This window comes from Pedobacter ginsengisoli, assembly GCF_030244015.1.
Lineage (GTDB): Bacteria > Bacteroidota > Bacteroidia > Sphingobacteriales > Sphingobacteriaceae > Pedobacter > Pedobacter ginsengisoli.
The window spans coordinates 201835-217003 of the sequence record NZ_JASSYX010000003.1 but is presented as its reverse complement, the minus strand read 5'-3'; the positions used below and the strand labels follow the sequence as shown (position 1 = coordinate 217003).

The 15169-nt window shown below is 42.2% G+C and carries 10 protein-coding genes; 3 read left to right on the top strand and 7 right to left on the bottom strand.

What is annotated here, in order from left to right; all coding sequences use genetic code 11:
- Positions 1–2: 2 nt before the first annotated feature.
- The gene (locus QEP08_RS13020; protein ID WP_285058615.1) at positions 3–2105 is read right to left on the bottom strand and encodes a GDSL-type esterase/lipase family protein; all 2103 of its coding nucleotides are present in this window, start codon (positions 2103–2105) and stop codon (positions 3–5) included.
- 188 nt (positions 2106–2293) lie between these two features.
- Here QEP08_RS13020 and QEP08_RS13015 point away from each other — a divergent pair, with 188 nt between their 5' ends.
- Both QEP08_RS13015 and QEP08_RS13010 read left to right on the top strand, forming a co-directional pair.
- The gene (locus QEP08_RS13015; RefSeq protein WP_285058614.1) at positions 2294–3556 is read left to right on the top strand and encodes a sugar MFS transporter; all 1263 of its coding nucleotides are present in this window, start codon (positions 2294–2296) and stop codon (positions 3554–3556) included.
- Between the two features lie 100 nt (positions 3557–3656).
- The gene (locus QEP08_RS13010) at positions 3657–5720 is read left to right on the top strand and encodes an ATP-binding protein (protein WP_285058613.1); all 2064 of its coding nucleotides are present in this window, start codon (positions 3657–3659) and stop codon (positions 5718–5720) included.
- On the opposite strand, the gene bcp is transcribed toward QEP08_RS13010, so the two are convergent.
- The 4 genes from bcp to QEP08_RS12990 all read right to left on the bottom strand — a co-directional run bounded on the left by bcp (position 5709) and on the right by QEP08_RS12990 (position 9053).
- Complete coding sequence (gene bcp / locus QEP08_RS13005; protein ID WP_285058612.1) at positions 5709–6170, bottom strand: thioredoxin-dependent thiol peroxidase; 462 nt, start codon at positions 6168–6170, stop codon at positions 5709–5711. The genes QEP08_RS13010 and bcp overlap by 12 nt on opposite strands.
- A gap of 8 nt (positions 6171–6178) precedes the next feature.
- Positions 6179–7900, bottom strand: a complete 1722-nt coding sequence (locus QEP08_RS13000; RefSeq protein ID WP_285058610.1) for a M23 family metallopeptidase — start codon at positions 7898–7900, stop codon at positions 6179–6181.
- 5 nt (positions 7901–7905) lie between these two features.
- Entirely contained in the window at positions 7906–8517 is a 612-nt protein-coding gene (locus QEP08_RS12995; RefSeq protein WP_285058608.1) for a fumarylacetoacetate hydrolase family protein, read from the bottom strand.
- A 68-nt stretch (positions 8518–8585) separates the two neighbouring features.
- Positions 8586–9053, bottom strand: coding sequence for a T9SS type A sorting domain-containing protein (locus QEP08_RS12990; RefSeq protein WP_285058607.1), 468 nt, complete (start codon positions 9051–9053; stop codon positions 8586–8588).
- 266 nt (positions 9054–9319) lie between these two features.
- Between QEP08_RS12990 and QEP08_RS12985 the strand changes: the two genes are divergently transcribed.
- A complete protein-coding gene (locus tag QEP08_RS12985) occupies positions 9320–11272 on the top strand; it encodes a KUP/HAK/KT family potassium transporter (RefSeq protein WP_285058606.1) in 1953 nt (650 codons plus the stop codon).
- Positions 11273–11500: 228 nt separating this feature from the next.
- Here the strand turns inward: QEP08_RS12985 and QEP08_RS12980 are convergent, their stop codons facing one another.
- Entirely contained in the window at positions 11501–13450 is a 1950-nt protein-coding gene (locus tag QEP08_RS12980; RefSeq protein WP_285058605.1) for an amino acid permease, read from the bottom strand.
- Positions 13451–13452: 2 nt separating this feature from the next.
- Positions 13453–15168 carry a M3 family oligoendopeptidase gene (locus QEP08_RS12975; RefSeq protein WP_285058604.1) on the bottom strand — a complete coding sequence of 572 codons (1716 nt, stop codon included), beginning with the start codon at positions 15166–15168 and terminating at the stop codon, positions 13453–13455.
- Between the last annotated feature and the right edge of the window lies 1 nt (position 15169).

The following is a 15169-nucleotide window of genomic DNA, read 5'->3' as shown; positions in this document are numbered from 1 at the left end:
AGTTAGCGTTCATCGATATATGGTCGGATGGCATCAGCCCAAATCTGGTAACCTTTGTCGGCAGGGTGTGTGTAATCGAGCATAATGCCTGGGGGGAATGTGCCGTCGGCATTTAGCATTTTGGGGCCAATGTCCAATAGTGTCAAATGATTTTCATTTGCAAATACAGCAAGTTCTCTGTTAATCTCGTTGATCAGCAAACGTCTGGGATGCTGCGGATCTTTTTCTCGTGGGAAGATGGCCATAACAATGATTCTGGCGTAAGGAATTTTCGAACGCAACCTCAGACAGACTGCGCGGATGCCTTCTACAATCTCTGATGAGGTATTCATCCGTGCATTTTCTGTTTGACTGGTATTGTTTGTGCCGATGTCTACAATAATTGTGCGTGGGTGGAGGCCATCAATTTCTCCATGATCCAGCCGCCAGAGTGCATTTTGCGTGCGGTCCCAACCAAAACCGAGGTTGAGCACCCGGTGTTTTGCAAACACAGAATCCCATGATTTTGGTCCATTTGGGATACGCGGTTGTCCGTTGTTATTGACAAGCTTGGGCTGGCCACCCCAAAAATGGGTAATGGAATTGCCAATCAGTACTACTTCAGGATTGATGCGATCTTTGATGCGGAGCACTTCTGCATGACGGTCCCACCAGTTGTAGCTGTCATTTTCTAACTTAGGAAGGGGTACAATCGCTGTGTTTTTCGGAATCTCATTGTCTAAAGAATGATCTCCCATCAGCGAGGATAGGAGTGGTTCCATTGCCTGGGCCCAAAGCTTTGCCCCTGCAGGGCTAGGGTGCAGATAGTCGGGCATGAGCTCTCTGTTGATGGAGCCGTCAAAGTTTAAAAACACGTGGTTGACATCACAGTAAAATATGTCCTTATTGTCGGCAAGTTTGGCAACAATGTCTGAAGCACGCTCTAATATAGCCCGGTGCGAGGTAGGGTTTGGTCCGCCATATGCCCCGGGAAAACATCTTAATATGATGATCTTGGTGGAAGGAAGCTTTATACGTACTAGTTTTACGATAGCTTCCATTCCTCCGGCTAGCTGTGCAGCTGTATGGCGGGTTGGGTAATTTTTTTCGTCAACGTTATTGGTGCCAATTTCGAGTACCAATACTTTTGGCGATTGCCCTTCAAGTTCTCCGTTCTCAATATTCCATAAAAGGTTTTCTGTCCGGTATCCGCTAAAGCCCAGGTTCAGTGCATTGCGCGGTTCAAAAAATTGTTTCCATATCTGCTGGTATTCTTGTTTTTCAAAATTGTTGGTAATGGAATTACCCAGCATGATGAGGTCAAATTTCTTTTGTGCTACCAGGGCTAATTTTTCATCATGGCGTTTCCTGCTGTATCCTTCGGTTGAAATGGCTGCTGGATTCGGATCCATGTTGCCCTTGGTATAACCTGTCCATGTTTTTTGATATTCCTTGCCGCTTTGGGTTGTCATTATATCTTCGGTACCGGTAAAGGTAACGCCAAGTTTAGCCTTAGGATTAATCGGAGGTATTACTGCGGGAAAGACGGTGCCAGGTATAGTCTCATCGAGGTACGATGGAGAAATAAGGCTGAGGCTGTCCGGCTGTTGCGGTCGATCCATGTATTGCAGCATTCTCGCTGCAAGGTGCCCGCCTGCTGCTATTCCTGCAATATTGGCTTGACTGCCCCTCAATCCAAATGTAGTCCTGCTTTCTTTGATTAGTTTAAATGCAGATTTGGCGTCTTTTAAAGCCAGATCACGGGTATTGGGACCATAGCCGATGTGATAATCTAGAATGGCGACATCGTAACCCTTTTTGTTGAGGGACAAAGCGGTGTCCTGACTGGCATTCTTAATGTTCAATGTTTTATATTCGCCGGCGGGCAACAGCAATACTGTTCCCCGCACTGTTTTGGAAGTTGTACGAAGCAGGCGCAGGAGAGGCATTTTAAATTGATGCACAATTCCATCGGCGCCTGTCTTATTGCCACCCGATAATGCTTTGCCATCTAAGGACAGGTATTTTGCATGTTGCAGATCCTGTTTTTTAAGAACGGTTTGCCCATGTGCAGTCGAAACGATGGCAAAAAATATAAGTGTATAGTGGCGGCAAAGGGCTTTCATATTTAATTTAATGAGGTTTATGGTTTAAGGCGAATATAAACATATTCATAAAACAAACGTTTGCGCAAAAAATTCGATGGATTGTTGTCAATATTTTTATACTTTTAGAGCAAGAGGAGGTTTTTGATATGATCTCCCTGATAGAATCACCACAACTATAACTATTTATCAAACCTTAGAGCTAAATCATGGCAAACGAAACAAAATCGTCAGTTTTCTCCCCAATCGTAATTATTGGTGCATTGTTTTTTATTTTTGGCTTTGTTACCTGGCTAAATTCAGTTTTAATACCCTATTTGAAAATTGCCTGCGAGCTGACCAACTTCGAATCTTACCTTGTCGCTTTTGCCTTTTATATTGCCTATTTTGTAATGGCGCTGCCGTCTGCATGGGTGCTTAAAGTTACGGGATTTAAAAAAGGAATGGCTGTCGGACTCGTTGTGATGGCTATAGGCGCACTGATATTTATTCCTGCAGCATTAACCAGGACGTATTCCCTTTTCCTTTTAGGACTTTTTATTCAGGGGACCGGTTTAGCTGTTTTGCAAACGGCTTCTAATCCGTACATAACTATATTGGGGCCGGTAGAAAGTGCAGCGAAGCGCATAAGCATCATGGGAATCTGCAATAAAGTAGCGGGCGCTATTGCTCCGATCTTGCTGGGAGCGGTAACCTTAAAAGATGCTGATGGTGTAACCCAAAGGATTGCAACTATGAATCTTGCGGAAAAAGCCGCCGAATTAGATATATTGGCGCATAAAGTGATCTTACCTTATGTTGCTATTATTGCTGTGCTGGTAATACTTGCAGTATTGATTTATTTTTCAACGCTTCCTGAAATTGATACGGAAAAAGAAGATGATGAAGTTGCGCTTGCAAATACCAACAAAAGCAGCATTATGCAGTTTCCCCATTTATTGCTAGGTGCACTGACCTTGTTTTTGTATGTTGGAGTCGAGGTCATGGCCGGAGATACAGTGATCAGCTATGGCTCTTCGCAGGGAATTGCTTTGTCTGAAGCTAAGTTCTTTACAACTTATACGCTTGTGAGTATGATTGTGGGTTATATCATCGGGATATTATGTATACCAAAATATTTTAGCCAGCAATTAGCTTTAAAGATGTCTGCCATCCTGGGGGTGATCCTGTCCCTGGCTGCAATCTTTACGGATGGTTATGTGTCGGTGCTGTTGATCTCGTTGCTGGGATTGGCCAATTCATTAATGTGGCCTGCCATTTGGCCTCTGGCCATTGTCGGATTGGGCCGCTTCACCAAGACAGGCGCATCATTGCTGATTATGGGTATATCTGGTGGGGCCCTTCTTCCTTTATTATATGGTTATTTAACCGATGCCGTTGATTCGCAGCAGGCATACTGGATAATGGTGCCGTGTTATTTGTTTATTTTGTATTATGCGACATACGGGCATAAAGTTCGTACAAGCGCATAACTGAACAAAATGAACAGTACCCGTATAGACAAATCTGTTCTCAAAAACCTACTTTTAATGATGTGAATTTTAGGGCTTCACATCATTAACGGTTTGTCGTATGTTCTCAGCCTTCAGTGGTACACTGAATGATATATCAATTTCCCGCAAATTGTATTTTACGATTGGCTTCACTGCGCTTTTGATTATTATCGAGTTGTGTACCTTGTGGTTTTCGATAACTACGCTTTCAGCTGTTCGGTCTTATGTAGGCGGTGAGGGGCTTTGGTCTAAAGCTCAAAAAGATGCGATCATGAACCTTCGGGAATATGCTCATACCCATAATGAAAAGGATTACCTGGAATTTAAGAGTTTTTTAGCTGTTCCCTATGGTGATAAAGCTGCCAGGATCGAACTTGAAAAGGCAAATCCCGATTTTAATATTGCAAGGCAGGCTTTGCTGAGGGGCAGAAACCATCCGGACGACATTGACGGAATGATGACGCTCCTTCGAAGGTTTCACAATGTTTTTTACCTTAAAAAAGCTTTCACAGCATGGGCAAATGCCGAGCCCGCACTTGAAGAATTGGTCAGCATTGGTGAAAGACTTCATACCCTGGTCGCTGCTGATGCTAGTGAAATCGAAATAGCTGTGTTGCTGAAAGACATAGACAGGATCAATGGCGAGCTTACTAAACTGGAAGATGATTTCTCTTTTACTTTAGGTGAGGGGGCCAGATGGCTGGAAGCATTGGTACTAAAGATGGTTCTGGCGCTGTCATTGACCATCGGTACAGTAACTATTTTGCTCGCGATATCCATCAATAAAAACCTTAAGAAAGGTCTTGACGCTATAGTTGAAGGGGCCGGTAATATCAGGAAGGGGGATTTTAAGCAGCAGGTCCCTGTTTATTCTAAAGATGAGATCGGGATTCTGGCCACGGCATTTAACGAAATGGCAGCTACACTTGGTCAAAATATAGAGGAGTTGAAACTGACGGAACAGAACTTCATCATTGAAAGAGAACGTGCGGAGCAGTCGGAGAAAGCCAAGCAACATTTTCTGATCAACATGAGCCATGAGATCCGTACGCCAATGAACGCCATACTAGGTTTTGCCCGGCATTTGGAAGAATCTTTGGTTACAGAGGATCAGAAGGAATCCTTAAAGATGATCTTGAAGTCAGGCGATCATTTACTGATGACTTTTAATGATATTCTTGATTTCTCCAGAATTGGAGCAGGGGAGATCAATTTTATGGCAATGCCTTTTAGCATAACCGAGACAGTTCATTCTATTTTTATGCTGACCGAGTCTAGTGCCGGAGTCAAAAATATAAACCTGACCTATAGCATTGATGCAGGTGTGCCGGAGATTATCTATGGCGATTCGGTAAGACTCAATCAGATCCTGCTGAATCTGACTTCAAATGCAATTAAATTCACCGAGAAGGGCGGGGTGCTTATTAATGTGATGCCAGTCGAGGAAAGTGACAAACAGGTAGTGATTGAATTTGGTATAAAGGACACTGGTATAGGCATTCCGTTGGAAAAGCAAGACAAAATATTTGATGTGTTTGAGCAGGCTGTGAGTGATACTTCGCGCAAGTTTGGCGGGACCGGGATAGGGTTGAGCATAGTAAAACAGCTGGTTACCCTGCAAAACGGTAGCATTTCTGTAAGCAGCCAGCCTGGAGAGGGTTCTGAATTCAGGTTCAGACTGCCTTTTTTGAAGTCTGATGACCTGTCGGGTGTTGATCATGAGGAAAGCCGTCGAAAATTACCGCTGTCTGATGCGGGAAATGGAGTGAGGGTGCTTATCGTTGAAGATAATGCGATCAACCAACTGCTGGTACTAAAACTGTTAAAAAAACATGGCTTTGAAACCAGTGTTGCTGAAAATGGAAAGATAGCGCTTCATAAGTATTGGAATACCGATTTTGATATTATCCTGATGGATCTGCAAATGCCGGAGATGGACGGTTATGAAACTACTGTAAATATTAGAAAAATGGGCATGGGGAAAGGAGAGGTCCCAATTGTAGCCATGACCGCTCATACCATTAAAGGAGAGTTGGAACGGTGCATGGCCATTGGAATGAATGATTACATATCCAAGCCTTTTCAAGCAAGTGAGCTATATGAAAAGATCAACAGACTGTTAAAGAAAAAGTTATTTCAGTAGTTCCAATACCTGGGCGGTAGAGTTTTGAGTGTCTACTTTTTTAACAATGTGGCTGATGATGCCTTTTTCATCAATGATAAAGGTGGTACGGATGGTCCCCATATAGGTTTTGCCGTACATGTTTTTCTCACCCCATACTCCATAGGCCGTCACGATCTGATGATCGGTATCGGCAAGTAGTGTAAACGGCAGACTGTGTTTGGTTACAAATTTCTTATGGGATTTTTCATCGTCTACACTTACCCCGAGAACGACGATGCCCTGAGCCGTCAATCCCTGGTAATTGTCTCTGAAATCACAAGCTTCAGCAGTACAACCCGGAGTATCGTCTTTAGGGTAGAAATAAAGCACCACCTTTTTCCCTGCAAACTGATCAAGGGAAACGGTATTGCCGTTCTGGTCTTTGGATGTGAAATCGGGGGCCTTTTGGCCTTCTTTTAATTCGCTCATATACTTACTTATTTGTAAAAGGTAATTGAATAATTCCTGTTGTTATCTTTCATGTCGGAAACAATGAGTTCAAGTATATGTTTTCCTGGTGAGGTGCTGTTATCAAAAGTATGCCATAAAGAGGCAGTTTTGGTGTCAAATTCCATCAACACCCAACGCCCGTCAATGTAGCCATTAAAGCTCTTGATGCCTGAAAGGTTATCCCTGATCTTAAAAGTCATTTTGCTAATACCGTTGAGTCGCTTTCCATTAGTTACATTAACAGGATTAACCGACGGAGGAATGGTATCAACTGCGATAAAGAAACTGCCGAAGCTTCTTGGAGTGGCTTTTACATAGCCATCTTCAAAATATCCCCCTTGTGAGACCCTTCCGGTATTTACAATTATTGCTTTGTCGGTGTATTTCCCTAAAGTACTATCGGCTTTGATCCAGAGTTGAAAACCTGTATGTAATGGTGTAAACTTATTGTGGATCTGGTGGATGGCAGAGTAAGCATTTGTTGCTGGCTTAGGGAGTTTCTTATAAATGAAGTTCAGGTCGTTGTAGAGTGTGCCTTTTGGGAATATTACTTTGACGTCCGGATTGCTGAATTCGTTGGCTGTGGCATATGAAAAGACCTCTCCTGTTTCGGTTTCAGGCGAGTTTATCGTCGCTTTGTTGTCGGCCTGTACCTGAAATGCCAGTGTGCTTTTATTTCCCCTGGAGTCTGTAACGGTATATTTTAGCTGATGCAGTTTGCCGTCTGTGAATTCGATCCGGCCATTATTTACCAGGTTACTATAAATCTTAAGCGGATTACCGGGATCGACGAAGCTCTTCTGTATAGACCTCCTGGTATTTAAATAGGTGGGGTAATCAATGTGGGAATTGATACCCTTACTATTTTCAAATTCAAATTTCTCCAAGGAAGAAACATATACAAGACCGCCGTCCAGCTCCAGTTCTATGGAGTAAACACCGTTGAGGCCAGATGCGCCATTGTGCCTGTCGGTAGTGACAATGCCAAAGCCGACTTCTCCGCTCAGATTAATGGTGTTGACACTGTTAAGCCGGTAATTCCCTGATCCACCCAATACCTGGAAATATTGTTTTGGCGTAAATTCGTTAAACGGTTTTTTATTCAGCCGGTAGACATACATGGAATAAATAACCGGGGGAATATTATCAGGAATGTCGATCCCGAATAGTTGTGGGTTAATAGTGGCTTCTGTCCTGGTATCTCTGATCTCAAAGTGAAGATGCGGGCCGCCAGAACTGCCAGTATTACCGGAATAAGCAATTACTTCTCCTTTGTGAACGGGAATGAGCAATGAAGTTGGGAATTCATCGATCTCATATGATTTCTTTTGATATTGAATGGATTTTACCTGTTGAGCTATTTTAGGGCTAAAACGTTGCAGGTGCCCATATACAGAAGTGTAACCGTTGGGATGATTGATGTAGAGGGCCAGGCCAAAACCACTGTTCTGAACGCGCAATCTCGAAATATAGCCGTCAGCAATGGCATAAACCGGATAACCCTGGCGCTGGTTTGTCCGGAAGTCAATCCCTGAATGAAAGTGATTGGCACGAAGTTCACCAAAGGAGCCCGCGAGGGCAGGTGGTACAATGGCAAGGGGAGAACGGAAATCAACCAGAGGATATTTGCTGTCGCTGAAAATCTGCTGCCCGCTTACTCCTGTAATCCCAAGTATAATCAACCCCAGTATTAAATTTAGTCTGATCATTAAATCTATTTTATATCAAAATCAAGTAGTTGCTGTCCAGAGAGCCAAGCCTCGAGCTTATCGCCCTGGTGTATCTGACCTACTCCTTCCGGCGTTCCTGTAAATATCAGGTCGCCCTTTTTCAACGTAATGTATTGAGATACAAAAGAGATGATTTTTTCAAAGGAGAACAGGATGTTCCTCGTATTGCCATTCTGCCTGGTCTGACCATTAATATGAAGTTCAAAGTCCAGCTCGTAAATATTGCTAATGCTGGATTTGGGTACAAAATTGCTGATGGCTGCAGAGTTGTCAAACGCTTTGGCCAGTTCCCATGGCAACCCCTTTTCTTTATGTGCATTTTGAATGTCGCGGGCTGTAAAGTCAATGCCAAGTCCCAATTCTTCGTAATAATTTGAAGCAAATTTTTCTGAAATATACTTTCCTTCCTTGCAGACTTTTAGCACTACTTCAAGTTCGTAGTGAATTTCGGAAGAGAAATCAGGAAGATAAAAAGGTTTATTGTCTTTTAAAACAGCTGTATCCGGCTTAAGGAATATGACCGGACTGCCGGGTATGGGATTGTTGAGCTCTTTAGCATGTGCTGCGTAATTGCGTCCTATGGCAATAATTTTCATTTTATACTTTTATAATGCGAATATCGCTAAAGTATTCATTCTAATCCAGAGGAACAATCATTTGAAGGTTATAAAACGGAAATGCGTTTGACTACGGTTTCAGCTCCGGCAACTATTTTTAGAAAGTAAATGCCGGTGTTCAAACGGTTGGGGATGGTGTAATTTTTGGTCTGTTCTCCTGACTGGATACGCTCATTGGAAAGCGTAACAACTTCGTTACCCAGCAGGTCCATCACCTTTACAGACAGATTTGACTCACGATCAAGGCGCAAGATGAGGTTAATCTGGTCATCTACCGGATTTGGATAAACTTTTAATACCGTCAGAATTTTCTCTGCTTTAGCAGGGTTTTGCGGGATGGTCTTAGCACTGGAGATCAGGTCGCTGTATTGTATAAAGCCTAAACCATATTTAGGTCTGTAACTAGGTACGCTGGCCTTAATTTGAGGGGTTTTGTTAATTCTCTTGGACCTTATGCTGTTTATGGAACTGTCAGGTTTTTGGGCAAAAACACTAAGGCTGCCTAAAGTGCTCATGCATATTATGCAAAAGAAATTAAGGAGAAGCGCTATTTGGTTTGTCTTGCTCATATATTGATGATTGCCCAAAAATATAAATAATAAAACAATATAATCAATGATTTTGTTCGATAGTCAGATTTTTAACAATATTTAACAAGTTATTACGTTTGCATGAGCTTTCGCAGTTGGAAATAGAATGGCTGGGTTTAAATAAAATCAAAGACCGCAGTTCATTAGGTCATTTTTTTATTTGTAGTTTTGCTCCGTAAAAAATTAAGAAAGTGTCAAATCATAAAAATTTAAATACACTTAGTGCCGGAGGGTTACTTGTAAGTTTAGGGATTGTTTACGGTGATATCGGTACGTCTCCTATATATACTTTAAAAGCGATTTTTAATGCCGCTGTAACAGGGGGGCAGGCCGTTGATTCAAATCTCGTACTTGGCGCTTTATCCTGTATCATCTGGACACTCACACTGCAGACAACTGTTAAATATGTTGTCATTACTTTAAGAGCAGATAACAAAGGTGAGGGCGGGATTTTTTCTTTATATTCCTTGGTCAGAAAAAATGCTAAATGGCTGGTCTTACCTGCGGTAATAGGCGGCTGTGCGCTCCTCGCAGATGGAATCATCACTCCAAGTATTACTGTGACGTCAGCTATTGAGGGGCTTAAACTGAAGTTTCCGGAAGTTCAGGTGATTCCTATAGTGCTTGCGATTATTACAGTGTTGTTTGTAATACAGCAGTTTGGGACAGACCTGGTCGGTAAGCTATTTGGACCTGTGATGTTCTTATGGTTTGGTACCTTGGGTGTATTGGGCCTTTATTTTGTAGCTCAGGATCTCACTATCCTTAAAGCTTTGAATCCGTATTATGCGATTAACCTTCTCATCAATAATCCTTTAGCGTTGCTCATTCTGGGCGGGGTTTTCCTTTGTACAACGGGAGCAGAAGCATTGTATTCAGATATGGGGCATTGCGGCCGTAAAAATATCAGGGTGAGCTGGATCTTTGTAAAACTAATGCTGATTTTGAATTATCTGGGACAAGGGGTATGGGCTTTACAGCATGGAAATTATGATGTTCACGATAATCCATTCTTTAAAATGATGCCGGAACAATATTTGCTATTTCTTGTTGGCCTGGCAACATGCGCTGCTGTGATTGCCAGTCAGGCGATGATCACGGGGTCTTTTACATTGATATCAGAAGCAGTAAGGCTAAATCTCTGGCCCAAAGTCAGGATCAATTACCCAAGTAATCAAAAGGGACAGATTTACGTTCCTTCTATCAATTGGATTTTGTGGGCTGGGTGTATTGCAATTGTGCTGATCTTCAGAAGTTCTTCCAAGATGGAGGGTGCATACGGTTTGGCTATAAATCTTACCTTCCTGGCAACGACGATACTGATAGCAGCTTATATGAAGCGTAAGAAGATCCCAGAATACATCATTGTTATCTTTTTAATAGTCTATGGATTGTTGGAATCAACTTTTCTGATTGGAAACATGGCCAAGTTCTTTCATGGAGGATGGGTGACCGTAATGATAGGATCATTGTTATTTACTGTGATGTGGAGCTGGTATGTGGCTAGAAAAATCAAGAACCGTTTTGTTAAATATGTTGAAATAGAGGATTACTATCAGATCATTAATGAACTGAGCTGTGACACCTCTGTCCCAAAGTATTCTTCTCAGCTTGTTTACCTTACCAGCGCTAATTTTAAGACTGAGATTGAATCGAAGATTATATATTCCATTATCCAAAAGGAGCCCAAGCGTGCGGATATCTACTGGTTGGTGCATGTAGACGTGGTGGATGAGCCTTTTACAAGAGACTATAAGGTGGAATTCCTAATCCCCGGTAAACTGATTAGGATAGACTTTAAGCTGGGTTTTAGAGTGGAGCAACGGGTAAACCTGCTGTACAGAAAAGTGATCGAAGAACTGGTCAAAAATGGAGAAGTAGATATTACAAGCCAATATACTTCATTAAATAAACATAAAATCGCAGGAGATTTCAGGTTTGTACTGCTTGAAAAGCACCTGTCGAGGTTTTCAAAGCTTAGCTTTTATGAACAGACTATTATGGATTATTATTTTGTTTTGAAAAAGTTAAGTCTTTCGGAAGAGCGAAGTTTTGGGCTGGATTCAAGTTATGTTGACGTAGAAAAGGTGCCGCTTATATTTGTGACACCTGACGATATAGAAATGAACAGATTACCGGTATAAATGGCCATTCAAAAATCAATGCATAAAAAAGGCTCCGGGGAGGAGCCTTATTGCCGGTTTTCCAACCAGGCAATTATAGGGATAATTAGGAGGGCAACTTAACAAATGTCCATTCATGAACATTGTTATTTCAATAACTCTAATGTAGAGATATATTCTCAATATGTGGAACTTTTTTTAAAATAAATGTTATTTCCTCAAAAAAATCTGTCTTTTGAGGAATATATTCTACACTTTTTTGATGTTTAGCTTGCTGTGACGATAGCCATATAAGAAATAAACGACTAGTCCTATAACCAGCCAGACTGTAAAACCTATCCAGTTCGATATCCCGAGTTCACACATCATATATAAACAGCTGATCAAACCAAGCACAGGGATGAGCGACAAACTTTTGGTAATGCTGTAATAACTAATGATCACGCAAATCAACAGGAATATCCACATTGGAATTTTGTGTTTGAACAAGCCCCATCCGCTTTCGTATTTTTTAGATTGGTCAACTGAAGAGTTTTTCAGAAACTCGTTATATCTTTCTGCGGAAAGTGAATTTAAATAGGCCTCGGCATCACTGTGCTGCTCTATGCTGTTTAGTTTAATTTGCTCAGCTTTAATCTCTTTTTTTATGATATCAAGTTCCTGATTATTTAAAGCAGTAATAAAAGTTAATGGTTCGTATGCTTTTGGCTTATTAAACAGAAAAGCTGATGTTTCATTGGAAAAAAAGGCAAATGCAATCACAATTCCTGCAACGGCAATAAATGGGACAATATACCTGGAACTTATGAATGGGATTCTGAATTTGCCTCTTTGGATATCTGGTTTGTTTTGCAGCACGAGTACACCCGCACAAACCAAAACGAAAGCAAACAGGGTTCCAATAGAACATAAATCAGTAACTATAGTGAGGTTCATAAAAAGAGAAGGCACAGCGACAACAAAACCGACGACTATGGTTGCGAATGAGGGGGTCTTATATTTTGGATGAATTTTAGCGAAAGATTTTGGGAGCAGACCGTCACGGCTCATGCTCATCCATATCCTTGGTTGCCCCATCTGAAATACCAGCAGAACGCTCGCCATAGCAAAAACAGCGCTTACGGCAATAATTCCGCTCATTAGTTTCAAATCGATCTGGTCAAATACAAATGCGAGCGGGTCTCCTACGGCGAGGAACTTGTAGTTTACAATACCTGTTAGAACCAGTGCAATAGATACATATAAGATGGTACAAATGATAATGGCCCACATCATTCCTCTGGGGAGATCCTTTTGTGGGTTTTTACATTCTTCAGCTGTAGTGGAGATGGCATCGAAGCCTATATATGCAAAAAATACTGCCGAGACACCTTTTAAAACTCCGGATACCCCATTTGGAGCAAAAGGATTCCAATTGGAAGTATCAACATAAAAAACCCCTACAGAAAGCACCAACAATATGACTGCAAGTTTTACAATGACCATCGCATTGCTCGCATTTCTGGATTCCTTCATTCCACGGTAGACCAGCCAGGTAATAAATATAATGATAGCCAGCGCAGGAAGGTCTGCTACCAGGTGAAAGTTACCAATTCTCGGTGCGGTGACCCATGCGTTGTTGGCAATGCGGATGTTTTCCTCAATATTAATGTAGTTTTTGCCGGCGTTGACCAACGCATCGGCATGTTCATGGCCCTTAAAGGCAGTCAGGTAGTCCATTGTCATCCAATCGGGCAGATGGATCCCGTCTATATTTAATGCCGGGACCTTGATGGAAGAAAGAAGCCCTGTGAAGTAATCTGACCAGGATATGGCAACTGTAATATTGCCGATTGCGTACTCCATGATGAGTGACCAGCCAATGATCCATGCGACGAGTTCTCCAAAAGCCACGTAGGAATACGTATAGGCACTCCCTGAGACCGGGACCATCGATGTAAATTCAGCGTATGCAAAAGCAGCAAAACTGCAGGCTACGGCGGTAAAAATGAATAGAAATATCACCGCGGGTCCGCCATCAGCGCTGGCTTTGCCAATGGTACTGAAAATACCGGCTCCGATAATTGCGGCTATGCCGAAAGCGGTGAGGTCTTTTACCCCTAGTGTTTTATGCAGTGAGGTTTCATGATCACCATAGCCTTTTTGTGCATCCTCCAGTATCTTGGCGATAGATTTCTTTCTAAATAGTTTTTGCAGCATCCTTAACCTAATTTATTTAATTCATCTTTTACAAAAGATGCAAGTTCCTGGATGTAGCTCAGGCTGAAATCGAATTTGATCCCTGCGGTTTCATAGATCTCATTTATTGGCTTGCTATAACCCAAAGACAGGGCAGCAAGATACTGTTTTAATGCCTGTTCCGGGTTCTCCTTGTAATTTTTCCAAATGGCGATGGCACCCAGTTGGGCGATAGCATATTCAATATAATAAAACGGAACCTCAAAAAGATGGAGCTGTTTCTGCCAAATATTTCCAAATTCGTGCTCAAGGCCATCCCAATTCGCAAAACCTGCCCCAAACCTTGTATAGATTTGTTTGAACGCTTCTTCTCTGTCTGCTGCGTTATGATCTGGATTGGTATAGATCCAGTGCTGGAAGTGATCTATGACCGCAACCCAGGGCATCGTCTTCAGCACATCAGCCAATTGCTCTTTCTTTGCACGGATGAGATCTTCTTTATTGTCGAAGTATATGCCCCAATTGTCCATAGAGATGAGCTCCATACTCATTGAAGCAAGTTCGGCAACTTCTGACGGACAATGTTTGAAATCATTTAATTCAAGATCTGCGGTTAAGAAAGTGTGAATGGCATGCCCGCCCTCATGAACCATTGTTGTCAGATCGCGAAGGGAGTTGGCGGAATTCATAAAAATAAAGGGAGCACCAGTCTCAGCCAGCGGGTAATTGTAACCGCCCGGCGCTTTGCCTTTCCTGCTTTCTACATCAAAAAGATTATTTGCCTTCATGATGGTCAGCATTTCTCCCAATTTTGGGTCTATTGCGCTAAAACAGTCTATGCTTTTGTCGATCAGATCCTGCCCGTTTTTAAAAGGTTTCAGGGCTGCCTTTCCAGTCGTGCTTACGTCAAGGTCCCAGGGTTTCAGTTGATCTATCCCCAATAGTTCTGCCCTTTTGTCTGCCTGTTCTTTCAGGATCGGGACAATCTGTTTTTCTATTGCCTCGTGAAACTGATAACAATCCTGTGGTGTATAATCAAATCTGCCCAGCGCCTGAAACATGTAGTCCCTGTAATTTTCGAACCCGGCATTCAGCGCGACCTGATGACGCATTGCAATAAGTTCGTCAAACAAGATATTAAGGTCATCTTTGTCTACCAGGCGCCTTTGCTGTATAGTTGTCCAGGCATGTTCCCGAACACTCCTGTCAGTATCTTTAATAAAATTTGCAGCCTGTTCGAGTGTGTATTCCTGATCGTCGATCATTACACTCATTGCGCCTGTAGTGGATTGGTACTTTTGCTGGGTTATCTGAAGTTTGGTCAGCAGTTCGACGTTTTCTTCGCGATAGATTTCTATGGCTTTTCTGACTGACCTCATAAAGACAAAATACTTTTCCTGATCCAGCTCATCGATGAATGAGCTGTCGTTAAACTTTTGATTGAGCTGGTTGGCAATTGGTGATATTTTCGGTTCTATCTCTGTGGCAAAATATTGAAAGTCCTTAACCAGTTGCTCATTTCCGGTGTCACAACTCATCCTGATGTATCTCCAGGCGAAATCCTCTTCAAGGGCTGCCTCCATTTCACTTTTGTCCTTTAGCCATTTTTCCAGTTCTTGAACATTGCCGATGTCCCGGGATAAAAGTTCATTGAGGATAGGTTGTAAATTGTCCCATTTCATCTCAAGGTCCTGGGGGAGGTACGCTCTTCTCTTTTTAGGTATGGTAAGGTTGATCATA